This is a genomic window from Variovorax sp. DAIF25, from assembly GCF_050711835.1.
GTDB lineage: Bacteria > Pseudomonadota > Gammaproteobacteria > Burkholderiales > Burkholderiaceae_C > Variovorax.
On record NZ_CP136636.1, the window covers coordinates 5,913,420 to 5,938,000 of the forward strand.

Genomic DNA, 24,581 nt, shown 5'->3' on the forward strand with positions numbered 1-24,581 from the left:
CACCCGCACAAGGATCGACCATGGCCACCGGCACCCGAACCCTCTGGAAAGGCGCGATCAGCTTCGGCCTGGTCCACATCCCCGTCGGCCTGCACACCGCGAGCAGCGAGCAGGGCGTGGACTTCGACTGGCTCGACAAGCGCAGCATGGACCCCGTGGGCTACAAGCGCATCAACAAGCGCACCGGCCGCGAGATCGACCGCGACAACATCGTCAAGGGCGTGGAGTACGAGGACGGCAAGTACGTGATCGTCTCGCCGGCCGAGATCGAGGCCGCCTTTCCGCGCACCACGCAGACCATCGAGATCGAGCGCTTCATCGACGCCGGCGAGATCCCCTTCGTCTACCTCGAGCGGCCCTACTACGTGGCGCCGATCAACAAGGGCCAGAAGGTCTATGCGCTCTTGCGCGAGGTGCTCGTGAAGACCGGCAAGGTCGGGCTCGCGAAGGTGGTGATCTCCACCAAGCAGCACCTCGCCGTGCTCGTGCCCTCGGGCAAGGTGCTGGTGCTGAACCTGCTGCGCTGGGGCGACGAGGTGAAGACGATCGAGGGGCTGGACCTGCCGGCCGAGGGCACGAAGAGCGCGAAGATCACGCCGGCCGAGATGAAGATGGCCGAGCAGCTGGTCAAGGACATGTCGGGCGCCTGGAAGCCCGAGGACTTCAAGGACGAGTTCAAGCATGCGGTGATGAAGATCGTCGAGAAGAAGGTCAAGGCCGGCGACACCGAGACGGTGATCGAGCCCGAGGAAGAGGCACCGGGCCCGGGCGCGAAGGTGATCGACCTGACCGAGCTGCTGACGCGCAGCCTCAAGGGCGCGAAGACGGGGGCCGCCGCGAAGAAGGGTGCGCGCGCGGCGCCCAAGGCGGGCAAGACGGCCGCGAAGAAGACGGCGCGTGCGAAGGCGGCGCCGGCCAGGAAGTCCGAGGAGCGCAAGGCGGCGTAGCGCGCCAAGTCGACGAGGGGACGACGAGGGGACAATCGAGCCCTCGTCCGAAAAGCCCGCTCCCATGCCGCCCACCCAGTACCTGTTCCTGTCCCTCGCGGACCACCCCTCGGCATCGCCTGCCGCCGAACGGCAAGACAGCCATGCGCGCTGCCTCAACGCCGCGGGCCGGTGGGCGGTGCATGGCACGGCCGACTCGCCGCTGCTCGCATGGCCTGCGGCACGGGCGGACGAAGCGCGCGCCGCCGCCGAGCGAGCAGCCCAGGCCCAGGGCCGGCCGGTCGAGGTGCTGTCGCGCGGCGATGCCGGATGGGAAGAAGGCCGCGAGATCCGGCTGTTCACCGAAGCCTCTGCACCGGCGCTTCTGGGGCCCACCGCACCGAGCGAAGCGAAGGCCCGCCGCCTGCGCACCGAAACCGACAAGCTCGAAGCCTTCTGCCTGGTGGTGCGCCAGGCATCGGCGGCCACGAACCACGAGGAGTTCGTGCGGATCAGTCACGCCGCGGGCAAGGCGCTGAAGGTCCGCTTCGGTGGCGGATCGATCTCGTCGGCGGCCGCCTGGCTGACCGGCGCCAAGGGCCAGGAGGCACTGCAGAGCGTGCTGGCCGGCGAGGCCGAATTGACCGGGCGGCTCGCGCTGCGCGAGATCGTCGAGATCGTCGCGCTGGCGCAGGAGGCCGAACACCTGCGGCAGGAAGCGGAGAACCCCGCCACCCGCCACTGAGGACCCGGGCGCTCAACGCGCCGGGACCGCCGACGAGGACAGCCGCCGGATCTGCGCCTGCGCGATGGCCCGCCGCGAGAGCGAGCGCGAATTGCCGAGGAACCATTCGTAGGTCGCGATCGCGGCCTGGGTCTCGCCGCGTTCCTCGAGTTCGAGCGCCTCCGCCATGCAGCGCGCGAACAGAAGGATCGCATCGCGCTCGCGTGCCGGCGCCGCCAGCGAACGCGGCCTGAGCTCGGGGTGCGCGATGTGGATCTGCCGTTGCACGTCGAGCACCTCGATCAGCGCGCGGCCTATTCTTTCGATGTTGGCGGACAGGGGGTGCAGCTGGGTCCTGTGGGCATCGGCCGCCGCCTGGTCCAGCAGGTGCGAGGTCACACGCAGCAGTTGATGAAGGCGCTTGAGCGTCATGCCCCGACCATAGTTTTTAGCCCCCCGGAAAACATCCCCTCTTGCGAGGGGGCCGTGCCCGATCGGGCCCTGCGATGGTGTAAAAACGCGGCCGCAGAGCCAGCACCGGCCCGGCGCAGGGAGAGGTACAAGATGAAGATTCTTGTCGTGGACGACCACGCACTGTTCCGTGCAGGTCTGCGTCTGCTGCTCGCCAGCATGGAGAGCGGCGCGGCGGTCTACGAGGCCGCCACCTTGCGCGAGGCGACGGCCGCCGTCGCCGCACACCCCGATCTCGCCGTCTGCCTGCTCGACCTCACGCTCGCGCGCGAGCGCGGCCATGAGGCACTCACCGCCTTCAAGGCCGCCGCGCCCGACGTCGCGGTGGTGATCGTGTCGGCCACCAGCGACCTGGCCACCGTGCGGGCCTGCATCGATGCCGGCGCCATGAGCTTCGTGCCCAAGAGCATGCCGCCCGAGACCCTGACGCAGGCGCTGCGGCGGGTGCTGGCCGGCCAGATCTATTTGCCGCAAGAGGTGCTGAACACCATCGCGGTGGCGCACGAGCTTCCCGCGCTGAGCCCGCGCCAGGTCGACGTGCTGCGCGGCCTGGCCCGGGCCCTGCCGACCAAGGCGATCGCGCGCGAGCTGCGGCTTTCCGAATACACCGTCAAGGAATACATACGCGGGCTGTTCGAGGCGCTCGACGTCCACAACCGCACCGAGGCCGTGATCACCGCGAGCCGGCTCGGCCTGCTGGACCTGCCGCGTCCCTGCTGACCCGGCCCCGGGGACAGCGTGTCAGCCACCCACGACCCCGCGGCCGAAGCCTCGTTCCAGCGCGAGCTGCTGCGGGAGTTCGTCGAGCTGCATGCACGCGTCACCCTGCGCATTCCGCTGGTGCAGGCCCTGCTGGTCGGTGGCTCGGCCTTCGTGCTGCTGCCGCAGGTGCCGCTCATCGAGTTCGCGCTCTGGGCCGTCGCGGTGCTGTGCATGGAGGGCGCGCGCGCCGCCCATGCCTGGCATCTGCTGCGGCGGCTCTCGCGCCTCGACCTGCGCAAGGCCCTGCGCCAGCAGGTCGCGCTGGCCTTCCTGGCCGGTGCCGAGGCCGGCGTGATGCTGCCGCTGTTCAAGCCCGACTTGAGCGCGCTGAACCAGACCTTCCTGACTTTCATCCTGGTCGCGCTGCCGGCCATCGGGGTCGCGGTCTCGATCTCCTCGCGCCTGCTCGCCGGCGTCTACGCAGCCGCCATCCTCGTGCCCACCTCCACCGCCTGGGTGCCGCTGCATCCCGAGCACCTGCAGGCCACCATCGCCATGACCGTGGCCTACATGCTCGCGCTGCTGTTCGCGGCCAACGAGAACGAGAAGCTGCTCACGCGCTCGGTGGCGATCCGGCGCGAGCGCGACGAGATGGTGCGCCACCTCGAGCGCAGCAACGCGGAGGTCAACGCGGCGGTCACGCGCGCGGAGGCCGCGGCGCTGGCGCGCACGCGCGTGCTCGCGGCGGCGAGCCACGACCTGCGCCAGCCGCTGCACGCGCTGTCGGTCTACAGCGCGATCCTGGCCACGAGCCCCACGCCGGCCACGCTGGACGAGGTCGCCACGCACATCGACCAGCTCGTGCGTTCGCTCGGTGCGCTGCTGCACGGGCTGCTCGACCTGTCGCAGCTGTCCTCGGGCCACTACGTGCCGGCGCGGCAGCGCTTCGCGCTCGATGCGGTGATCGCGAGCGCCTGCGCCGAATTCGAGGCGGCCGCGGCGAAGAAGGGGCTGTACTTCGAGCGCGAGCTGCGGCCCGTCACGCTCGAGAGCGATCCCACCGCGGTGCTGCGCATCGCGCGCAACCTGATCGACAACGCCATCAAGTACACCGAGCGCGGCGGGCTGCGCGTGCGGCTGCGGCACGACGGCCTGAGCGCCACCCTCGTGGTCGAGGACAGCGGCAAGGGCATCGCCGCCTCGGAGCACGCGCACATCTTCGAGGAGTTCTACCAGCTCAGCAACGCGGGGCGCGACCGCAGCCAGGGGGTGGGACTGGGGCTGGCGATCGTCGAGCGGCTGGTGACACTGATCGGCGCGCGGATCTCGGTGCGCTCGCGGCTCGGTGCCGGCAGCCGCTTCGAGGTGCGCATGCCGGGCGTGCACGATGCGCCGCCGCCCGTTGTCGCGGCCGCGCCGGCGCCGGTGGCCGCCGCGCTCGAGGCCGTGGCCGGCAGCCGGCCGAGGATCTACCTGGTCGACGACGAGCCCGACATCGTGCGCGGCATGACGACCTTGCTGCAGGCCTGGAAGCTCGAGGTGCGCACGGCCCTCGATGTCGCGGGCACGGCGGCGCTGTTCGACGAAGAAGGCTGCCCCGACCTGCTGATCGCGGACCTGCGGCTGCGCGGCAACGAGCACGGGCCGGCGCTGGTCGCGCGCATGCGCGAGATGCATGGCGAGTTTCCGGTGGTCTTCATCACCGGCGAGACCTCGTCCGAGGCCCTGCGCGAGGCGCGCGCCACGCGCTGGCCGCTGCTGCACAAGCCCGTGGACGCGCAGACGCTGCGCGCGACGATCCAGTCGCTGCTGGCGGCGCCCGCGGCCGGGCGATGACCCGCCATCGCGTGGTTTGAGTTTTATTTATCTTATTTGAAAATTAGACTGAATATTTTTCACGGCCATGTAACGAACGAACATCATCCTTTGGTTTTCATTTCGACGGAACTCTTCCAGCGGCGCAGCCCTGCATTGCGGAACCCGTCTTCTTTTCCAGAGGTTCATGGTGTTGACGACGCCCCAGTCTTTTTCCAAACGCTTCCTCGCGGTGGCCTGCGCAGTCTTTCTCGCCTCGTGCGGGGGCGGCTCGGGCAACGGCGGCGTGGCCTTCTTTCCCCCGCCCACCGGCCAAGGCTCCGGCGACGCCGGCACGCCCGACACGTCGAACGCGCGCCACGCCGCGGCCGTGAGCCTGCAGGGCGACGGCCACGGCGACGTGGAGTCGCTCGACACCGCGCTCGCCTGCGACACCCAGTGCAGCGCCGACTACGCCGAGGGCACGAGCGTCAAGCTCATCGCCACCGCCGCGCGCGGCTCGGTCTTCGATGGCTGGCAAGGCGCCTGCGAAGGCACCGAGGTCTGCGAACTGAAGATGGACGAGGCCCGCAACGTGGTGGCGAAGTTCTCGCTGGCCGCGAACGCCGCGCCCAGCGGCACCTGGTTCAAGGGCGACACCCACGTGCACGACGACCACTCCGACGACGGCAGCGCGCCGCGCCAGCTCAACAAGGACAAGGCCAAGGGCAACCTCTCGCTGGCCGACCAGATCGGCCAGGCCGGCCGCACCGGCCTGGACTTCGTGCCCTTCACCGACCACCGCACCTACGACCAGCACTACGACCCGCTGTGGGAGTCGTCGTCGCTGCTGCTGATCCGCGGCGAGGAAGCCAACGGCAAGCCGCACGCCATCGCGCTTGGCGGCGTGGACTCGGTCGAGCAGGGGGCCATGCATCCGGACCGCGCGCAGTTCGCGCTGGTCCAGCAGTCGATCTGGGATGCGCATTCCCAGGGCGCCATCTGGTCGGTCGCGCATGCCGACGACGGCGAGACGAATTCCGACGGCACGCCCAACGTGAACGCCAACGTGCAGGGCGTCAACCTGGTCGAGGTCTGGAACCGCTCGAAGAGCCCCGACAAGCAGATGGACTACGCCGAGAACCGCTGGAACGCGGGCTTCCGCTTCGGCGTGGCCGGTGCCAGCGACAACCACTTCCGCGAGTACTGGGGCGCGCCCTATCTCAACAGCCCCGGCATGCCGGTGACCAAGGTGCTGGCCAAGGGCTACAACGAGCGCGGCATCCTCGAGGCACTGCGCGCGGGCTACACCAGCCTGTCGATCAACCCGACCGGCCCCGGCGTCTCGATGACCACGGACCTCAAGGGCGGCGGCTACACCGCCATGAGCGGCGACGAGGTCTTCGTGCCCGCGGGCACCACCGGCCACCTGCGCATCGGCGTGCAGCGTGCCGCCGGCATGGACGTGCTGCTGTTCCGCATGCCCGGCAAGAGCGCCGGCCCGATGAAGACCTTCAAGCCGACCCGCGACGACGAGACCTACACGGTCGACATCACCGCCGGTTCGCAGCCCGACTGGTACCGCGTCGAGGTGCGCGGCATCAACGTGCCCATTCCGCCGGCCGCGGCCGCGATGGAGCTCAAGGCCGCCGTGTCGCCGATCTTCGTCTCGCCGGCCCCGGTCGAGGCCAAGGCCGAGATCGCCGTGCCGAAGGAAGACAGCGTGGCCGACGGCGCGCTGCGCGTCGCCGGTGCGCGCGGCGACTTCGCCGGCTTCCCCGACCTCGTGACCGCCGACGGCGTGACGCACGTGGTCACCGAGATGCATGGCGATGCCACCAGCACCGTGGTCTACCGCCGCCGCGATGCCAAGGGCGTCTGGAGCGATGCCGGCCGCACGTTGAGCGGCAAGGGCCAGGCGCGCTTCCCGCGCGTGGCCGTGCGCGGCAACGACGTCTGGGTGGCGTGGGAGGAAGACGCGGTGCAGGTGCCGCACCGCCCGGTCATCAACCTGCGCCATTCGGCCGACGGCGGCGCGACCTGGGCCTCGACCGACACCGTGCGCTCGCTCGAGGGCCGTGCCGAGCATCCGGACGTCGCCGTGGCCGCGAGCGGCAAGCCGGTGCTGGCCTGGCAGGAGATCCGGGCCGACCAGCCCTTCGACATCATGGTGCAGGAGGTCGGCACCGACGCGCAGCCGCGCAACCTCTCGCGCGCCGGCAAGTCGGTCGATGCCGGCGTGCTCGACGACACGCGCTCGCCGCACTACCCGGCTTCCGTGCTGCCGAACCTGACGGTCGCGGCCGACGGCCGTGTCGCCGTGGCCTGGCAGGACAACCGCAACGACCAGGATCCGCTGTGGACCGGTGCCGCCGCCTACGGCGACGGCTCGAACCCCGACGACTGGCAGGTGCAGGTCGCGGTGCGCGACGCCGCCGGCGCCTGGAAGACGCCGGTGAGCCTCGGCGCCACCGACCGCGCCGATCGCCACCCCGACGTGATCTTCGGCGGCAACGGCGACCTGGTCGTGGCCTGGGAAAGCAAGGAGCAGGAGCCGGCCGGCAAGAACATCGCGGTGCTCGCGGCGGTGTCGGGCGACGGCGGCGCGACCTTCTCGGCCCCCACGGTGCTGGCCGCGGAGCCGACCACCATGAGCCAGCGCCCGCGCCTGGGCGTGGACAAGGACGGCTCGGTGCGCGTGGTCTGGTTCGACTCGCGCTCGGCCGACTGGCGCTGGCGCGTGATGACCGCGGTCTACAAGAAGCCCGCGGGCTGGGACACCGGCACGCTGCTCAGGGGCACCGGCATCAACACCTGGCCCGTGACCTCGGGCGGTGTGATCGCCTTCGCGAGCACGCGCAACGCCACGCGGCTGCAGCGTGACCAGACGCAGCAAGTGTTCCTGTTGTCCGCGAAGTAGGCGGACCTCGCTTTCGAACCCGATGCCCCGCCGATGCGGGGCATTTTTCATGGGGCCGATGCCTGAAGAAAGGGCTCCCACAGGCCCGGGAATACCCTCTGCCAACCCAGGCCCTTTCTTGCCTACATTGCTTGTATGCAAGATTTCCGACGACTTGCATGCAAATAACACAGGAGATTTCCATGCGTCGTTTCACCCGCTCCCTGTTCGGCCAGGTCGTGCTCGCCCTGCTGATCGGCGTGGTGCTGGGCCTCTTGGCCCCGCAGTTCGCCGTCAAGCTCAAGCCGCTGGGCGACGGCTTCATCAAGCTGATCAAGATGATCATTCCCGTGCTGGTCTTCTGCGTGGTGGTGCATGGCATCGCCGGCGCGGGCGACCTGAAGCGCGTGGGCCGCGTCGGCGTGAAGGCGCTGATCTACTTCGAGCTGCTCACCACCATCGCGCTGGCGATGGGGCTGGTGCTGGCTTTCGTGTTCCAGCCCGGCGTGGGCATGAACGTCGATCCGGGCAAGCTCGATCCGGCCGCGATGAGCGCCTATGCCTCCAATGCCGACAAGCTCACCAGCGGCGGCACGGTCGAGTTCCTGATGAAGCTGATCCCCACCACGGTGGTGAACGCCTTCGCAACCGGCGACGTGCTGCAGGTGCTGCTGTTCGCGGTGCTGTTCGGCTGCGCGCTGTCGCTGCTCGGCGAGCGCGGCAAGCCGGTGGCGGTGGTGGTGGACGCGCTCTCGCTGGTGCTGTTCAAGATCATGGGCATCCTCATCAAGCTGGCGCCGCTGGGCGTGCTCGGCGCGATCGCCTTCACGGTCGGCCAGTACGGCGTGGGCTCGCTCAAGCAGCTCGGCATGCTGATCGCGCTGTTCTACCTCGCGGTGCTGGTGTTCGTGTTCGTGGTGCTGGGCTTCGTGATGCGCATGTCGGGCTTCAGCCTCTGGAAGCTCCTGCGCTACCTGCGCGAGGAACTGGCGATCGTGTTCGCCACCACCTCGTCGGACAGCGTGCTGCCGCAGATCATGGCCAAGCTGCGCCGCATGGGCATCCGCGACTCGACGGTGGGCCTGGTGATCCCCACCGGCTACTCGTTCAACCTCGACGCCTTCTCGATCTACATCACGCTGGCGGCGGTGTTCATCGCGCAGGCCACCAACACGCCGATCACCATGACTGACCTGCTGACGATCCTCGCGATCTCGCTGGTCACCTCCAAGGGCGCGCACGGCGTGCCGGGCTCGGCGATCGTGGTGCTGGCCGCCACCCTGCATGCGATTCCGGCCATTCCCGCGATCGGGCTGGTGCTGGTGCTGTCGGTCGACTGGTTCATGGGCATCGCGCGCGCGCTCGGCAACCTGATCGGCAACTGCGTGGCGACGGTGGCGATCGCCGCCTGGGAAGGCGACATCGACCGTGAGCGCGCCCATGCGGTGCTCGACGGCCGCGCGGCACCCGATGAACCGGCGCTGGCAGAATCCGGCGCGCCGCCCGTCGGCGCCGCCCTCGAACGCCACTGAAGCAAGCCACCCGCCGCCCCGCCACCGATGAGCACCACCGAAGTCAGCCCCACCGTCATCGCCGAGCGCGTGGTCGAGGCGATCCTCGCGCAGAAGCTCGCCCCCGGCGAGCGGCTCGGCGAGCAGGCGCTGGCCGAGAACTTCGCGGTCAGCCGCACCATGGTGCGCGAGGCGCTGATGCAGCTGCAGGCGCGCGGCTTCGTCGAGGTGCAGTCGCGCCGCGGCTGGTACGTGGTCGAGCCCTCGGCCGAGGAGGCGCGCGACGCCTTCCGCGCGCGCCGCATCATCGAGTCGGGCATCCTCTCGGAGCCCGAGGGCCGGCCGCTGGCGAAGGTGATCCGCAAGCTGCGCGACCACATCGCCGACGAGCAGCGCGCGGTGGAAGGCGCCGACGCCGCCACCCGCGCCTTCCTGCTGGCCGACTTCCACGTCTGCCTGGCCGAGCAGCTCGGCCACCAGCTGCTGGTCGACGTGCTGCGCGACCTGACGGCGCGCACCACGCTCGCGGCCACGCTCTACCAGTCGAAGCACGAGGCCGGCCAGTCCTGCGCCGAGCACGAGGCGATCGTGGCCGCGCTCGAGCGCGGCGACAGCGCGCGCGCACGCAGCCTGATGCTGGCCCACATCGGCAACGTCGAGCGCGCGCTCGAGGTCGAGGCCAGCGCCGAACCCGATGCCTCGGCGCGGCTGCGCGCCACGCTGGCGCCGGTGGCCTTGCCGCGCGCCAAGCGCTGAGAAACGTGCATTAGGTCCGCGCCGGCCGCCGGCGGCGGCGCACGAAGGGGCCCGCGACTACAGAGGCGGCCCGGCGGGCTCGGCTACAGTCCGGGTCAACCATGAACTCTCCCCAACTCCAGCGCGGCGTGTTCCTCGCCCTGCTCGCCATCGTCACCGTCGCATTCCTGTGGGTGCTGATGCCGTTCTTCGGCGCGGTGCTCTGGGGCGTGTCGCTCGCGATCCTGTTCACGCCGCTCTACAAGTGGCTGCTCCGGAAGATGCGCGGCAAGCCCAACGCGGCGGCGCTGTCCACGCTCGCGATCTGCCTGGTGATCGTGATCCTGCCGCTGGCGATGATCGGCGTGTCGCTGGTGCAGGAAGTGGCGCTGGTCACGCAGAGCATCCGCTCGGGGCAGATCAATTTCGCGGCCTACTTCCAGCAGATCCTGGCCGCCACGCCGCAGTGGCTGCTGAACCTGGTCGAGCGCTTCAACCTCGGCGACGCGGCGGCCTGGCAGGCGCGCATCTCGACCATCGCCGGCCAGGGCAGCCAGCTGATCGCGAGCCAGGCGCTGGCCATCGGGCAGAACACCTTCGACTTCGTGGTCAGCTTCTTCGTGATGCTGTACCTGCTCTATTTCCTGGTGCGCGACGGCGCCTCGCTGTCGAAGACCATGCGCGACGCGCTGCCGCTGGCCAAGCCGCACACGCACTACCTGCTCAACAAGTTCACCACCGTGATCCGCGCCACCATCAAGGGCAACGTGGCGGTGGCGGTGGCGCAGGGCGCGCTGGGCGGGCTGGCCTTCTGGTTCCTCGGCGTGCAGGGCGCGCTGCTGTGGGCGGTGCTGATGGCCTTCCTCTCGCTGCTGCCCGCCGTGGGCGCGGCGCTGATCTGGGGCCCGGTGGCGATCTACTTCCTCGCCACCGGCCATTTCTGGCAGGGCGGCATCCTGATCTTCGTCGGCGTGTTCGTGATCGGCCTGGTCGACAACATCCTGCGCCCGGTGCTGGTGGGCAAGGACACGCAGATGTCCGACTACATCGTGCTGATGTCCACCATCGGCGGCATGGCGATCTTCGGCATCAACGGCTTCGTGATCGGGCCGGTGGTGGCGGCGCTGTTCATGGCGGCATGGAGCCTGTTCGCCGATTCGGGCCACGTGGGCACGGGCCACGAAAAGCCGGCCGACGAGGCCGAGGACGGCCGCCACCACGGCCAGCACGGCGGCCAACACAAGGGCCAGCACAAGGGCTGAAGCCGGTTCCGGGGGCCGGCCGTTCGCGCCGGCCTGCGCGCATTTCGCGCGTGCATTCGCGCATTCCGTCGCATGGCGCTGGGCAGCGGCCGCCGCCTTTGGGATCGTCGGGTCTTTCATCCACCACGACGAGGACCGCCATGCACCTTCCCGCTTTCCTGCCCCGCCCGGCCGCGCGCACCCTGTACGCCGCGACCGCCGTCGCCGCCCTCGCGGCCGCCACGCTCGTCCCGCTGAGCGCGCGGGCCGCCGACCTCAGCCTGAACGTGGCCGAGGGCCCGGCCACCGAGGCCACGCTCTACATCGCGCTGTACGCCGATGCCGCCAGCTTCGGCGCCAGCAAGCCGCTGGCCTCGCAGAGCCTGCCGCTGCGCGAGGGCAAGGCGCGCGTGGTGTTCGCGGGCCTGCCGCCGGGCCGCTATGCGGTGCGCGCCTATGCCGACGAGAACGGCAACGGCAAGCTCGACACCAACCTCGTGGGCCTGCCGACCGAGCGCTACGGCTTCTCGAACGATGCCAAGGGCAAGCTCGGCGCGCCCGACTTCGAGGCCGCGGCGATCGGCGTCGACGCCGACCTGCAGAGCGCCATCCACCTGCGCTGAGGAGGCCGCCATGCAACGACGCGAACTGCTGCGCCTGTTGGCCGGCACCGGCGCCCTGCCCCTGCTCGCGCCCTGGGCCCGAGCGGCGGGCGCGGCCGGCGAGGAGGACTGGCAGGCCCAGTTCGAGGCCGCCGACGCCCCCTGGAAGATCGGCTTCGCCACGCCGCCCGGCGACCTGCCGCCGACCCGCGCCACGGTGCGCGGGCGCTTCCCCGACGCGGTGGCCGGCACGCTGTTCCGCGTCGGCCCCACCGGCCACGACCTGGGCGGAGAGCGCTACCACCACTGGTTCGACGGCGACGGCATGGTGCACCGCTTCGCGATCGCGGGCGGCGAGGTGCTGCACCAGGGCCGCTACGTGGCCACGCCCAAGCGCGTGGCCGAGCTGCGCGCCGGGCGCCGGCTGGTCGAGGCCTTCGGCACCGTGCCGCCGGGCGTGGAGCCGCCGACCTCGCCCGATGCCATCAACGTCGCCAACACCAGCGTGCTGCCGCTGCAGGGCGAGGTGCTGGCGCTGTGGGAAGGCGGCTCGGCCACGCGCCTCGATGCGCGCACGCTCGACACGCTGGGGCTGAAGACCTGGCGCGCCGACCTCGCGGGCATGCCGTTCTCGGCCCACCCGAAGGTGGACCCCGACGGCACGGTGTGGAACTTCGGCGTGAGCTCGGGCGCGAGCCTGCTCGCGCTCTACGAGATCGCGCCCGAGGGCACGCTGCGCCGCGCCGCCGCGGTGCCGGTGCCCGACCTGCCGATGGTCCACGACTTCGCCGTGACCGAGCGGCACCTGGTGTTCCTGATGCCGCCGCTGGTGTACGACGGCAAGCGCAAGGAGGCCGGCGCCAGCTTCCTCGATGCCCATGTCTGGCGGCCCGAGCTCGGCATGCGCGCGCTGGTGGTCGACAAGCGCGACTGGGAGCGGCGCCAGCTGCTGACCCTGCCGGCCGGCTTCCTGTTCCATGTCGGCAATGCCTGGGAGGAAGACACGCCGCGCGGCCCGCGCATCCACATCGACTACGTGCGCACCGAGGACGCCGAGTCGGTGTTCACGACCAACCGCGAGCTGATGCGCGCACGCCGCGTGCGCCAGAACGAACCGCGCCTGACCGTCGCCACGCTCGACCTGGCCGATGGCCGGGCCACGCAGAAGGTGCTGCCGCAGGAGGCCGAGTTCCCGCGCATCGATCCGCGCCGCGTCGGCCTGCGCCATCGCCAGGTGATCCATGCCACGCTGACGCGGCCCGACGTGCCGGGCTTCCAGGCGGTGGCGCGCACCGACGTCGAGAGCGGCCGCAGCGAGCGCTTCGTGCATGGCGCGCAGTCGATCGTCGAGGAGCATGTGTTCGTGCCCGACGGCAGGAAGCCGGGCTGGGTGCTGGGCACCTCGCTCGACTTCGGCCGCAAGTGCACGGTGCTGTCGTGCTTCGCGGCGGACCACCTCGCAGCGGGGCCGGTGGCGCAGGCCACGCTGCCCTATGCGCTGCCGCTGGGGCTGCACGGGGCCTTCGTGAAGGCCTGAAAGCCACCCGTTCACGCTGAGCTTGTCGAAGCGCCGCGCAAGGCTTCGCCCTTCGACCTGCTCAGGACAGGCCAGGCTCAGCCCGAACGGATGTCGGCGGATCGCAACTCGTCGTCAGGCGTCCCACCAGCCTTCGTCGAAACGCCCCTGCAGGAAGGCCACGAAGCTCGACACCTTGCCCGGCACCAGCTTGGGCGAGGGAAAGACCGCGTGGATCTCCTGCTCGGGCAGCGCATGGTCGGCCAGCACCGCGCGCACCTTGCCCGCGGCCAGCGATTCGCTGGCCACGTAGCGCGGCATCAGCGCGATGCCCAGGCCGTCGCGCGCGGCCGCCAGCACGGCCGAGAGGTTGTTGGAACGGAAGCGGCCCGACACCGGCACCGTCACCGGCTCGCCCTTGGGCGTGTGCATGCGCCAGAACTCGTCGCCCACCACGCTGCTGTAGATCAGCGCCACGTGCGCGCTCAGGTCCTGCGCGCGCTTGGGCGTGCCGTGCTTCTTGAGGTAGGCCGGCGAGGCGACCATGGCCCAGGGGTTGGCGCCCAGGTAGCGCGCGCCCAGCGAGGAATCGGCCAGCTTGCCCATGCGCACCGCCACGTCGATGCCCTGCGCGATCAGGTCCACGTAGCGGTCCTCGAAGCTCAGGTCGATCTGCACCTGCGGATACCGGCGCATGTACTCGAGCGCGAGCGGCACCACCACGCGGCGGCCGAAGGCCACCGAGGTGCCGACGCGCAGCAGGCCCTGGGCCTGGTTCTGGCGCAGTTGCACCACGCTGTCGGCCTCCTCGGCGTCGCGCACGATCGACTTGCACTTCTCGTAGTAGAGCGCCCCGGGCTCGGTGAGGCTCACGCCGCGCGTGTTGCGGTTGAGCAGCCGCACCTTCAGGCGCGCCTCGGTGGCGGCGATCTGCTTGGTCACCGTGGGCTGGGTGGTGTGGAACTCGACCGCGGCCTTCGAGAAGCTGCCGGTCTCCACCACGCGCACGAACATTTCCATTGCCAACAGCCGGTCCATCGCCACTCCTTCGGATCGCCGCCATCCTAATCACTTATTCCGCAATGGAATAGGTTTTATGGCCCGGCGCCGTCTTCTTGGAATCCGCCCCGCTTCCTACAGTGGACCCAAGCTTTTAAGGAGACTTTCAATGGCAAAGATGACCGCGGTCCAGGCCGCCGTGCTGGTGATGGAGAAGGAGGGCGTGACGCAGGCCTTCGGCGTGCCCGGTGCCGCCATCAATCCGATGTACTCGGCGCTGCGGCAACGCGGCAGCATCGCGCACATCCTCGCGCGCCACGTCGAGGGCGCCTCGCACATGGCCGAGGGCTACACCCGCGCCGTCGCCGGCAACATCGGCGTGTGCATCGGCACCTCGGGCCCCGCGGGCACCGACATGATCACGGGCCTGTACTCGGCCTGGGCCGATTCGATCCCGATCCTGTGCATCACCGGCCAGGCACCGCGCGCGCGCCTCTACAAGGAAGACTTCCAGGCGGTCGACATCGAGTCGATCTCCAAGCCGGTCACCAAGTGGTCGGTGACGGTGCGCGAACCCGGCCAGGTGCCGCAGGTGTTCCAGCAGGCCTTCCACCTGATGCGCTCGGGCCGCCCGGGCCCGGTGCTGATCGACCTGCCCTTCGACGTGCAGATGGCGCAGATCGAGTTCGACATCGACAGCTACGAACCGCTCAAGCCCTACAAGCCGGCCGCGAGCCGCGCGCAGATCGAGCGCGCGATCGAGATGCTGAACGCGGCCGAGCGCCCGCTGATCGTGGCCGGCGGCGGCGTCATCAACGCCGACGCGAGCGAGCTGCTGGTGCGCTTCGCCGAAGCCACCGGCGTGCCCGTGATCCCCACGCTGATGGGCTGGGGCTCTATCCCCGACGACCATCCGCTGATGGCCGGCATGTGCGGTCTGCAGACCAGCCACCGCTACGGCAACGCCACCATGCTGGCCTCCGACTTCGTGCTGGGCATCGGCAACCGCTGGGCCAACCGCCACACCGGCTCGGTCGACGTCTACACCAAGGGCCGCAAGTTCGTGCACGTGGACATCGAGCCCACGCAGATCGGCCGCGTGTTCACGCCCGACTTCGGCATCGTCTCCGATGCCAAGGCCGCGCTCGAGCTGTTCGTGCAGGTGGCCGAGGAGATGAAGGCCGCGGGCCGGCTGCCGAGCCGCCGCGAGTGGGCCAACGCGTGCATCGAGCGCAAGAGGACCATGCTGCGCAAGACCAACTTCGACGAAGTGCCGATGAAGCCGCAGCGCGTGTACCAGTGCATGAACAACAACTTCGACAACGACACCTGCTACGTCAGCACCATCGGGCTGTCGCAGATCGCCGCGGCGCAGTTCCTGCACGTCTACAACCCGCGCCACTGGATCAACTGCGGCCAGGCCGGCCCGCTGGGCTGGACCATCCCCGCCGCGCTCGGCGTGCGCGCGGCCGACCCCACGCGCAAGATCGTCGCGCTCTCGGGCGACTACGACTTCCAGTTCATGATCGAGGAGCTCGCGGTGGGCGCGCAGTTCAAGCTGCCCTACATCCACATCGTGGTCAACAACTCCTACCTCGGCCTGATCCGCCAGGCGCAGCGCGGCTTCGAGATGGACTACTGCGTGCAGCTGGCCTTCGACAACATCAACGCGGGCCCCGACGCCGGCATCGAGAGCAGCTACGGCGTGGACCACATGAAGGTGGTCGAGGGCCTGGGCTGCAAGGCGATCCGCGTCAACCGCCAGGAAGAGATCGCCCCCGCGATCCGCCGCGCCGAGGCGCTGATGGCCGAGCACGGCGTGCCGGTGGTGATCGAGGTGATGCTCGAGCGCGTGACCAACATCGCGATGGGCACCGAGATCGACAACATCACCGAGTTCGAGCCGCTCGCGGAAACGCCGGCCGATGCACCCACCGCCGTGGCGGCGGTGCTGCTGGACTGAGCACGGGCCATCACCGAATCGATTCGAAGGACCACACCATGCCCAAGTTCGCAGCCAATCTCACCATGCTCTTCACCGAGCTGCCGTTCCTGCAGCGCTTCGAGGCCGCCGCCAAGGCGGGCTTCGAGGCGGTGGAGTACCTGTTCCCCTACCCCTTCGAGAAGAAGGATCTCACCGCCGCGCTGCGCGCCAACGGCCTCGCGCAGGTCCTGCACAACCTGCCGGCCGGCGACTGGGACAAGGGCGAGCGCGGCATCGCCTGCCACCCGGACCGCACCGGCGAGTTCCGCGAAGGCATCGCGATGGCGATCGACTACGCCACCGCGCTCGGCTGCCCGCAGGTCAACTGCCTGGTCGGCAAGGTGCCGGCCGGCGTGAGCCACGACATCGCCCACCGCACGGTGGTCGAGAACCTGCGCCTCGCCGCTTCCGAGCTCGAGGCGGCGGGCATCCGCCTGCTGGTCGAGCCGATCAACCCCTTCGACATTCCCGGCTTCTTCCTCAACCGCACCGAGCAGGCGATCGCGCTGATCGACGAGGTGGGCTCGACCAACCTGCGCGTGCAGCACGACATCTACCACGCGCAGCGCACCGAGGGCGAGCTGGGGAACACGCTCACGAAGCACTTCGCGCGCATCGGCCACATTCAGCTGGCCGACAACCCGGGCCGCGGCGAGCCGGGCACGGGCGAGATCAACTACCCGTGGCTGTTCCAGCACATCGACGCGCTCGGCTACGACGGCTTCATCGGCTGCGAATACAAGCCGCGCGCCGGCACCGTCGAAGGCCTGGGCTGGCGCGAGGCGCTGACCCGCGTGCAGTGAACGACGACACGACCAGATTCAAGGAAACCTCAGACATGACGCAACAAGCATCGCAACGCATCGGATTCATCGGCCTGGGCATCATGGGCGCGCCCATGGCGGGCCACCTGCTCGAGGCCGGCCACCAGCTGTTCGTGAACACGCACGGCAACACGCCCGAGCCCTTCATCTCGCGCGCCACCATCTGCGCCTCGCCGGTCGAGGTCGCGCGCCAGGCCGACATCGTGTTCGTGATGGTGCCCGACACGCCCGACGTGGAGAAGGTGCTGTTCGGCGAACCGGGCCGCGAGGGCGTGGCCGCGGGCCTGAGCAAGGGCAAGATCGTGGTGGACTGCAGCTCGATCGACCCGATCGCCACCAAGGGCTTCGCGCAGCGCATCGAGGCGCTGGGCTGCGGCTACATCGACGCGCCGGTCTCGGGCGGCGAAGTGGGCGCCAAGGCCGCGAGCCTCACGATCATGTGCGGCGGCGACGAAGGCATCTTCGGCCGCGTGCGCCCGCTGCTCGAGAAGATGGGCAAGAACGTGACGCTGGTGGGCGGCGTGGGCGACGGCCAGGTCTGCAAGGTGGCCAACCAGATCATCGTGGCGCTGAACATCGCGGCCGTGGGCGAGGCGCTGCTGTTCGCGAGCAAGGCCGGCGCCGATCCGGCCAAGGTGCGCCAGGCGCTGATGGGCGGCTTCGCGAGCTCGCGCATCCTCGAGGTGCATGGCGAACGCATGATCAAGCGCACCTTCGCGCCGGGCTTCCGCATCTCGCTGCACCAGAAGGACCTGAACCTCGCGCTGCAGAGCGCGCGTTCGCTGGGCGTGGCGCTGCCGCAGACGGCCGGCGCGGCGCAACTGATGAACGCCTGCGCGGCACTGGGCCACGGGCAGCAGGACCACTCGGCGCTGGTGCGTGCGCTGGAGGCGCTGGCGCAGCACACGGTGGCGCCGGACTGAGCCTGCGGCTCAGGTCTTCGTAGCCTCGAGGGATTCCTTGAGGTTGCGCCGCCGCCAGGCCCAGGTCTTGATCGCCTGCGGCAGGATGCCGAGGCAGGAGGCGTAGTAGGTCACCTTGAAGCCCCAGAAGCGCGGGCCGATGGGGGTGTCGCGGAACAGGTCGCCGGCCAGGATCGACAGCAGCGCCTCCTGCATGCGCCAGACGTTGCGCGGCGCCATGAACAGGCGCCGGATCGCCGGCGAGGTGATGCGGTAGATGAACCACGAGAACATCTTCGGCCCGCGCTTCATGACCTTCTCGTAGTGGCGGAACGCGCGCTCGGCCTCCCTGGCCTCGCCGCGCAGCCACAGGTCGGCGGCCGTCGCGGCCTCGAAGCCGCTGTTCATCGCGAGGTAGACGCCCGAGGAGAACATCGGGTCGACGAAGGCATAGGCGTCGCCCACCATCATGAAGCGGTCGCCGCGGCAGAACTTGGAGTCGTAGGCGTAGTTGCCGGTGGCGGTGGCGCCCTCCATCAGCGTGGCGTTCTTCAATCGCGCGGCCAGCTTGGGCGCGAGCGCGATGGTCTCCATCAGGAAGTCCTCGAGCGAGGCGCCCTGGCGGCGCTTGAAGTAGGCCGGCGAGGCCACCGCGCCGACGCTCACGGTGCCGTCCTTGAGCGGGATGTACCAGAACCAGCCGTGGTCGAACCAGAACAGCGAAATATTGCCCTCGAAGCGGCCCGGCCGGCGCTCGGCATTGGCGAAGTGGCCGTAGAGCGCGGCGCTCGCATGCTTGCGGTTGCGCTGCTTGGCATCGAACTGGTTCGACAGCAGGGTGTCGCGCCCGCTGGCGTCGATCACGAAGCGCGGGCGCCAGGCGGTCTCGGTGCCGTCGTCGGCCTTGATCTTCACCAGCGGGCGGTTGTCGGGGGTGCCCTTGCCGGCGTCCATGTCGACGCCCGTGACGCGCCGGCCCTCGAAGGTCCGCGCGCCGCGCTTGCCGGCATGGCGGAACAGCAGCTCGTCGAACTCCGAGCGGCGCACGTGCACCGCATACGGGAAGCTCTTGTCCATCGCCTCGCCGAAGTCGAAATGGCTGCTGTGGTCGTGCCAGGGCGAGACGAACTCGGCGCCGTGCTTGCGGATGCCGATGGCCTCGACCTCGGTGCGCACGCCGAGCCGGTCGAACAGCGGCATGTTCATCGGCAGCAGCGATTCGCCGATGTGAAAGCGCGGATGCTGCGCCTTCTCGAACAGCACCACGTCGTGGCCCTTGTCCGCGAGCAGCGCGGCCACGGTGGAGCCCGAGGGGCCGCCGCCGATGACCACGACGTCGGGTTCGGTGCTGGTGAAAGGTCCGGAAGTCATTCGCTGCAAGCCTCTTGTTGTCGTTCTGTCATGTGGAGGATGAAGCCGCCCTCGCGGCAGGGCCGCAACCGGCCGAAGCGCAGTTTAGCCAACCCTCGGGCCGCGTCGAACCCGTTTCGGCCCCCCGTTCCGGGCCCGGCGCACCCGCTCTCTCCCACGCCCGCTATGGGTTCAGGCTTTTTCGGCATCGCCCTGGCAAGAAGAGGTAGCGCTTTTGCGGTAGCCTCGTCGCCCGTAGAAACAAGGAGACTTTCCATGGCCGCCCCCCTGTCACCGGCAGAAGAAGCACTGCGCGAAGCTGCCCGTGAGTACCACCGTTCGCCCGTCAAGGGCAAGATCTCGATCACCCCGACCAAGCCCCTGCTGAACCAGCGCGACCTGTCGCTGGCCTATTCGCCGGGCGTGGCCTATCCCTGCCTCGACATCGCGGCCGATCCGTCCACCGCCGCCGAATACACCGCGCGCGGCAACCTCGTGGGCGTGGTCACCAACGGCACGGCCGTGCTGGGCCTGGGCAACATCGGCCCGCTGGCCGCCAAGCCCGTGATGGAAGGCAAGGGCTGCCTGTTCAAGAAATTCGCCGGCATCGACGTGTTCGACATCGAGCTGGCCGAGAACGACCCCGACAAGCTGGTCGACATCATCGCGGCGCTCGAGCCCACGCTGGGCGGCATCAACCTCGAGGACATCAAGGCGCCCGAGTGCTTCTACATCGAGAAGAAGCTGCGCGAGCGCATGAACATCCCGGTGTTCCACGACGACCAGCACGGCACGGCCATCATCTCGGCCGCCGCGCTGATCAACGGCCTGGAACTCGTCGACAAGAAGATCGAGGACGTGAAGATCGCCGTCTCGGGCGCGGGCGCCGCCGCCATCGCCTGCCTCGACGTGATGGTGGGCCTGGGCGTGAAGCCCGCCAACATCCACGCCTGCGACTCCAAGGGCCTGATCTACACCGGCCGCGCGGGCGGCTTCGACGAATCGAAGGCACGCTACGCGCAGCCCGACACCGGCGCGCGCACACTGGCCGACGTGGTGAAGGACGCCGACGTGTTCCTCGGCTGCTCGGCCCCGGGCGTGATGACGGCCGACATGGTCAAGACCATGGCGCGCCAGCCGATCATCCTGGCGCTGGCCAATCCCGAGCCCGAGATCCGCCCCGAACTCGCCAAGGCCGTGCGGCCCGACTGCATCATCGCCACCGGCCGCTCGGACTATCCGAACCAGGTCAACAACGTGCTGTGCTTCCCGTACATCTTCCGCGGCGCGCTCGACTGCGGCGCGAGCAAGATCACGGAAGAGATGAAGCTGGCCTGCGTGCGCGAGATCGCCGACCTGACCAAGGCCGACATCAGCGAGGAAGTGGCCACCGCCTACGCGGGTCAGGAACTGGCCTTCGGCCCCGACTACATCATTCCCAAGCCCTTCGATTCGCGCCTGATCCTGCGCATCGCGCCGGCCGTCGCCAAGGCCGCGCAGGCCTCGGGCGTGGCCACGCGCCCGATCGAGGACATGGATGCCTACCGCCAGCACCTCACGCGCTTCGTCTACCAGACCGGCATGTTCATGCGCCCGGTGTTCACCGCCGCCAAACTGGCCACCGCCAAGCGCGTGGCCTATGCCGAGGGCGAGGACGAGCGCGTGCTGCGCGCGGCCCAGTACGCGGTCGACGAAGGCCTGGCACGGCCGATCCTGGTGGGACGCCCCGCCGTGATCGAGACGCGCATCAAGAAGGCCGGCCTGCACATCCGCCTGGGCACCGACTTCGAGGTGGTCGACCCCGAGGACGATCCGCGCTTCCGCATCTACTGGGAGAGCTACCACAAGCTCATGGGCCGCCGCGGCATGACGCCCGAGGCCGCCAAGGCCGCGGTGCGCCGCTCGAACACCGTGATCGCCGCGCTGATGATCCACCTCGGCGACGCCGACGCGATGATCTGCGGCATGGTCGGGCGCTTCGACGCCCACCTCGAGCACATCCGCGACCTGATCGGCCTGAAGCGCGGCGCGCCCGGCTTCGCGACCTTGAACGCGCTCACGCTCGACAAGCGCACCATCTTCATCACCGACACCAACGTGAACGAGGACCCGAGCGCCGAGATGCTCGCCAGCATCGCGCTGATGGCGGCCGAGGAGATCCACCGCTTCGGCCTGCCGCCGAAGGTGGCCTTCCTCTCGCACTCGAACTACGGCAGCTCCTCGCGCGGCTCGGGCCGCAAGATGCGGCTGGCGCGCGACCTGTTCGCGCAGATGGCGCCCGACATCGAATGCGATGGCGAGATGCACGGCGACGCGGCACTCTCGGAAGAGATCCGCCGCACCGCGCTGCCCGACAGCACGCTCTCGGGCGAGGCCAACCTGCTGGTGTGCCCGAACCTCGATTCGGCCCACATCCTCTACAACGTGCTGAAGATGACCGGCGCCAACGGCATCACGGTGGGCCCGGTGCTGCTGGGCGCCGCGAGCTCGGCGCACGTGCTCACGCCCTCGTCGACGGTGCGCCGCATCATCAACATGACGGCGCTGGCGGTGGCGAAGGTCACGGTCGACAAGTAAGCGGGTCGCTTCCTCGGAAGCTTCTCACGCAATGGCGTCCTCGGCGGGTGCGAAAGCCTCGCCGAGCGACTGCTCGAGCGGCCGGTAGAGCTCGGGCATGAACATGGTGCGCGACAGCAGCAGCCGCGCGCGCGGCGCGACCAGCACGCGCAGGCGCGCGCCCTCGCGCACATGGGCCGACACCACCGGCCGGCCTTCGTCCGAGAAGGTCATCACGAGGTCGGGGAAGCGCGCGACGCGCCGGCCCTGCTGCTCGAGCAGCATGTATTCGTTGATGAAGCGCAGTACGGTGCGCGCTGCATCGTCGAGCTCGACCACGCCCACGTCCAGCCCCTCCTGCTGCTCGCAGCGGTAGCCGCGCACCGTGCCCTCGGCCACGATGCGGCCCTCGAGCGAGCGCGCCACGGCATCGACGCCACCATCGAGCCAGGTCTGGCCGAGCGCGATCGCATGGCTGATCGCGCCGGGCGCGCCGTGCCGCTGCGCATAGCCCACCTCGACCGGATTGCGCGCCACCGCCACCAGGCCGCCCGCCTCCACCGAAGCGCGCCGCACCACGGCCGAGGTGCGCTCGAGCCGACCCGACACCACGCCCTCGACGTAGCGCTGCGGCTCGCCACCCGCATAGGCCTGCACCGAGAGGTAGTCGGGCTCGGTGTGCAGGCCCAGCGCGCCCATCACGCTCGACGGATGGGCGCGGCCGTTGCAAGCCAGGTCGATCACCGGCAGGCCGCTCATCGCGGCATGGAACCAGCCGTTGACCGTGGTCTCGGCGCCGTTCTCGTTGGCATGCAGGCCGACCAGCTCGCGGCCCGGCGGCAGTTCGCGGCGCAGCAACTCGAGCGTGCGCAGCAGGTGCGCGGGCTGCACGTGCGGATCGGGCGCGGCCGGCGCGCCGACCAGCGCCATGGTGGCGGTGAGCGCCGAGGGCTCGAACTCGTCGACGCTCCACAGCTGCGGCGTGCCGACCTGCAGCGCGAGCGTGGCAACGCGCTCGCCAGCCGCGATCAGCCCGCCGCCCCCACCGCCGAGGATGGCGCCGCCCCAGATGGCCGCGCGGACGTCGTCGGGGGTCAGATTGCGTTTCATGGGTGCATGGCTCCTGTGTGTGACGAATGAGAAGAAGGGATGGCTACTTGCGCAGGCTCTTCACCGCGCCCGAGAAGAAGCTGTAGAGCGCGTCGCCCGCGATCACGCCGCCCGCGAACACCTCGAGCCGCTCGCGCGCGGCGCTGCCGAGCACGCGCTGCACGAGCAGCCGGCAGGCGATGCCGGCCGCAACCATCCAGCCGGCCAGCGGGCTCGCGATCAGCAGGCCGGTGGCGAACAGCACGCCGAGCTGCTGGCGCGCGCCGCCCGCGAGCTGCAGCAGCGCGCCGGGCACGGCCCACAGCGCGAGGTTGCGCGCGGTGTCGCCCGAGATGCCGGCCTTGATGGCCGCGACGTAGGCCGCGTTGATCGGCGCCGTCTGGTGGTTGGCGAAGAACAGCCGCCAGCTGCAGGCCACGACCACGATCGCCACCGCGAAGCCCACCATGCCGGCGATCATCTGTTCGCGCCGGCCCGCGGTCTCGAAGGCCGTGCCCGAGGTCTCGCCGCGCAGCAGGTGGCCGGCCTTGAGGTCGTAGCCCATGTCGGCGAAGGCCGGCCCGGTGGCGGCCGAGAAGCCCGCGAGCACCACCAGCGCCTCGGGCGGAAAGCCGATCAGGATGCCGATCAGGAGCGAGATCAGCGCCACCGCGAAGGCCGGGAACCAGCCCGAATGCATGGCCGCGATGCCCACGATCAGCTCGTGCACGAAGGCCGCGAGGGTGCCGTAGAGCACGAAGCCCACGAGCATGCCCGGCGACATGCCGTGGTAGACGCCCGTGCCCACGGCCAGCAGCACCATGATCGCGAGGTAGCCGATGCCGCCCAGGCGCAGCGAGCGGCCCAGCGCGCGGGCGCCGCGCGCATCGGGCGCGCCTGCAGTGACGCCGTGCTTCTTCAGCACCACGCGGCCCACCTGCGCCAGCGCCACGATGCCGGCGCCGATCATCATCCCGTGCGGCAGGTAGAGCGCGCCGATGTCGATGCCCGTCAGCGGCAAGGCGTAGCCGCGCACCAGCAGTCCGATGCCGAATGCCGTCATCGCGCCCAGGCCGCCGATCAGCGCCACGCCGAAGGCCGACATCGGCAGCTTGAACACCGCGCCCAGTGCGCCCGTGGCCAGCCCGCCCAGCAGCAGCCAGGCCTGCTTGCCGCCGCCGTCGCCGGCCTTGATCGCCTCGGCCGCCGCGATGCCCAGCGGCCACGGGTTCTTCGCGGGGAAGGCCGGCGTGTCGAACATGCGGTAGAGCAGCCAGGCATCGAGCAGCATCGCGAGGCTCACGCCGACCAGCATCGGCACCACCATCTCGGGCAGGCCGAACAGGAACGGGATGCCGATCGGCAGGAACAGGCTGTTGGCCGCGCCGAAGGTGGCCGACGAGATGCTGGTCTGCGCGAGGTTCTGCGCATGCACCGAGCGGAAGCCGCGGAACATGGCCAGCGGCACGCGCGCCAGCGTCATGGCCGCAAGCGCGCCGATCAGCGAGGTGCTCGGGGTGATGCCCAGGCTCGCGAGCATCTGGATGCCGACGATGGCGCCGAACACGCTGAGCACCAGCGTGAGGACCAGGTTGGCCGGTGCCAGGGCCTTGGGGTGCAGCGCGGGCGGGATGTCGTCGTGCAGCGGCGCGAGCGCCGTGGCCTCGGTATCGATGCTCATCTTTTCAGTAGTTCCATTTTTTGGAACTTAATGCAATAATATTGAACCGCATCATAGGATCGGTCCGGGCGCTGT

Annotated in this window: 19 protein-coding genes; 14 read left to right on the top strand and 5 right to left on the bottom strand. The window is 69.8% G+C overall.

The genetic code is table 11. The features are described from left to right. Positions 1-20 precede the first annotated feature (20 nt). Positions 21-947 (top strand): Ku protein, encoded by a 927-nt coding sequence (locus tag R0232_RS27275; protein ID WP_431510119.1) that lies wholly within the window; start codon positions 21-23, stop codon positions 945-947. Between the two features lie 64 nt (positions 948-1,011). Further along, positions 1,012-1,671 (top strand): hypothetical protein, encoded by a 660-nt coding sequence (locus tag R0232_RS27280; RefSeq protein ID WP_208511101.1) that lies wholly within the window; start codon positions 1,012-1,014, stop codon positions 1,669-1,671. 12 nt (positions 1,672-1,683) lie between these two features. Here R0232_RS27280 and R0232_RS27285 read toward each other — a convergent pair whose 3' ends face one another. Beyond that, complete coding sequence (locus R0232_RS27285) at positions 1,684-2,082, bottom strand: hypothetical protein (RefSeq protein ID WP_208511102.1); 399 nt, start codon at positions 2,080-2,082, stop codon at positions 1,684-1,686. Between the two features lie 132 nt (positions 2,083-2,214). On the opposite strand from R0232_RS27285, the gene R0232_RS27290 reads away from it, so the two are divergent. The 8 genes from R0232_RS27290 (at position 2,215) to R0232_RS27325 (ending at position 13,142) form a co-directional block, all read left to right on the top strand. Next, a complete protein-coding gene (locus tag R0232_RS27290) occupies positions 2,215-2,841 on the top strand; it encodes a response regulator transcription factor (RefSeq protein WP_208511103.1) in 627 nt (208 codons plus the stop codon). Between the two features lie 18 nt (positions 2,842-2,859). After that, positions 2,860-4,659: an ATP-binding protein gene (locus R0232_RS27295; protein ID WP_431510120.1), complete on the top strand. Its 1,800-nt coding sequence runs from the start codon at positions 2,860-2,862 to the stop codon at positions 4,657-4,659. 169 nt (positions 4,660-4,828) lie between these two features. Beyond that, positions 4,829-7,537, top strand: a complete 2,709-nt coding sequence (locus R0232_RS27300) for a CehA/McbA family metallohydrolase (RefSeq protein ID WP_431510121.1) — start codon at positions 4,829-4,831, stop codon at positions 7,535-7,537. 182 nt (positions 7,538-7,719) lie between these two features. Then, positions 7,720-9,048, top strand: a complete 1,329-nt coding sequence (locus tag R0232_RS27305) for a C4-dicarboxylate transporter DctA (RefSeq protein WP_398497403.1) — start codon at positions 7,720-7,722, stop codon at positions 9,046-9,048. 27 nt (positions 9,049-9,075) lie between these two features. Next, positions 9,076-9,783: a GntR family transcriptional regulator gene (locus R0232_RS27310; protein WP_093340571.1), complete on the top strand. Its 708-nt coding sequence runs from the start codon at positions 9,076-9,078 to the stop codon at positions 9,781-9,783. Positions 9,784-9,884: 101 nt separating this feature from the next. Further along, positions 9,885-11,024: an AI-2E family transporter gene (locus R0232_RS27315; RefSeq protein ID WP_431510122.1), complete on the top strand. Its 1,140-nt coding sequence runs from the start codon at positions 9,885-9,887 to the stop codon at positions 11,022-11,024. A 140-nt stretch (positions 11,025-11,164) separates the two neighbouring features. Next, positions 11,165-11,626 carry a DUF2141 domain-containing protein gene (locus tag R0232_RS27320; protein ID WP_296799442.1) on the top strand — a complete coding sequence of 154 codons (462 nt, stop codon included), beginning with the start codon at positions 11,165-11,167 and terminating at the stop codon, positions 11,624-11,626. Positions 11,627-11,636: 10 nt separating this feature from the next. Then, positions 11,637-13,142 (top strand): carotenoid oxygenase family protein, encoded by a 1,506-nt coding sequence (locus tag R0232_RS27325; protein WP_431510123.1) that lies wholly within the window; start codon positions 11,637-11,639, stop codon positions 13,140-13,142. A 114-nt stretch (positions 13,143-13,256) separates the two neighbouring features. Here R0232_RS27325 and R0232_RS27330 read toward each other — a convergent pair whose 3' ends face one another. Further along, a complete protein-coding gene (locus tag R0232_RS27330; RefSeq protein ID WP_431510124.1) occupies positions 13,257-14,159 on the bottom strand; it encodes a LysR substrate-binding domain-containing protein in 903 nt (300 codons plus the stop codon). A gap of 130 nt (positions 14,160-14,289) precedes the next feature. On the opposite strand from R0232_RS27330, the gene gcl reads away from it, so the two are divergent. Genes gcl through R0232_RS27345 form a run of 3 tightly spaced genes read left to right on the top strand, consistent with a single transcriptional unit; the run spans position 14,290 to position 17,851 of the window. After that, the gene (gcl, locus tag R0232_RS27335) at positions 14,290-16,083 is read left to right on the top strand and encodes a glyoxylate carboligase (RefSeq protein WP_057591558.1); all 1,794 of its coding nucleotides are present in this window, start codon (positions 14,290-14,292) and stop codon (positions 16,081-16,083) included. Positions 16,084-16,121: 38 nt separating this feature from the next. Then, entirely contained in the window at positions 16,122-16,907 is a 786-nt protein-coding gene (gene hyi / locus R0232_RS27340) for a hydroxypyruvate isomerase (RefSeq protein WP_431510125.1), read from the top strand. Positions 16,908-16,942: 35 nt separating this feature from the next. Continuing rightward, on the top strand, positions 16,943-17,851 hold the full coding sequence (locus tag R0232_RS27345; protein ID WP_203202392.1) for a 2-hydroxy-3-oxopropionate reductase: 909 nt from the start codon (positions 16,943-16,945) through the stop codon (positions 17,849-17,851). A gap of 9 nt (positions 17,852-17,860) precedes the next feature. On the opposite strand, the gene R0232_RS27350 is transcribed toward R0232_RS27345, so the two are convergent. Next, positions 17,861-19,201, bottom strand: a complete 1,341-nt coding sequence (locus R0232_RS27350; protein ID WP_431510126.1) for an NAD(P)/FAD-dependent oxidoreductase — start codon at positions 19,199-19,201, stop codon at positions 17,861-17,863. Between the two features lie 255 nt (positions 19,202-19,456). Here R0232_RS27350 and R0232_RS27355 point away from each other — a divergent pair, with 255 nt between their 5' ends. Continuing rightward, positions 19,457-21,757, top strand: coding sequence for an NADP-dependent malic enzyme (locus R0232_RS27355; protein ID WP_093340591.1), 2,301 nt, complete (start codon positions 19,457-19,459; stop codon positions 21,755-21,757). Positions 21,758-21,781: 24 nt separating this feature from the next. Here the strand turns inward: R0232_RS27355 and R0232_RS27360 are convergent, their stop codons facing one another. Continuing rightward, positions 21,782-22,846, bottom strand: coding sequence for a DUF917 family protein (locus tag R0232_RS27360; protein ID WP_431510127.1), 1,065 nt, complete (start codon positions 22,844-22,846; stop codon positions 21,782-21,784). A gap of 43 nt (positions 22,847-22,889) precedes the next feature. After that, positions 22,890-24,506, bottom strand: coding sequence for an OPT/YSL family transporter (locus tag R0232_RS27365; protein ID WP_431510128.1), 1,617 nt, complete (start codon positions 24,504-24,506; stop codon positions 22,890-22,892). Between the last annotated feature and the right edge of the window lie 75 nt (positions 24,507-24,581).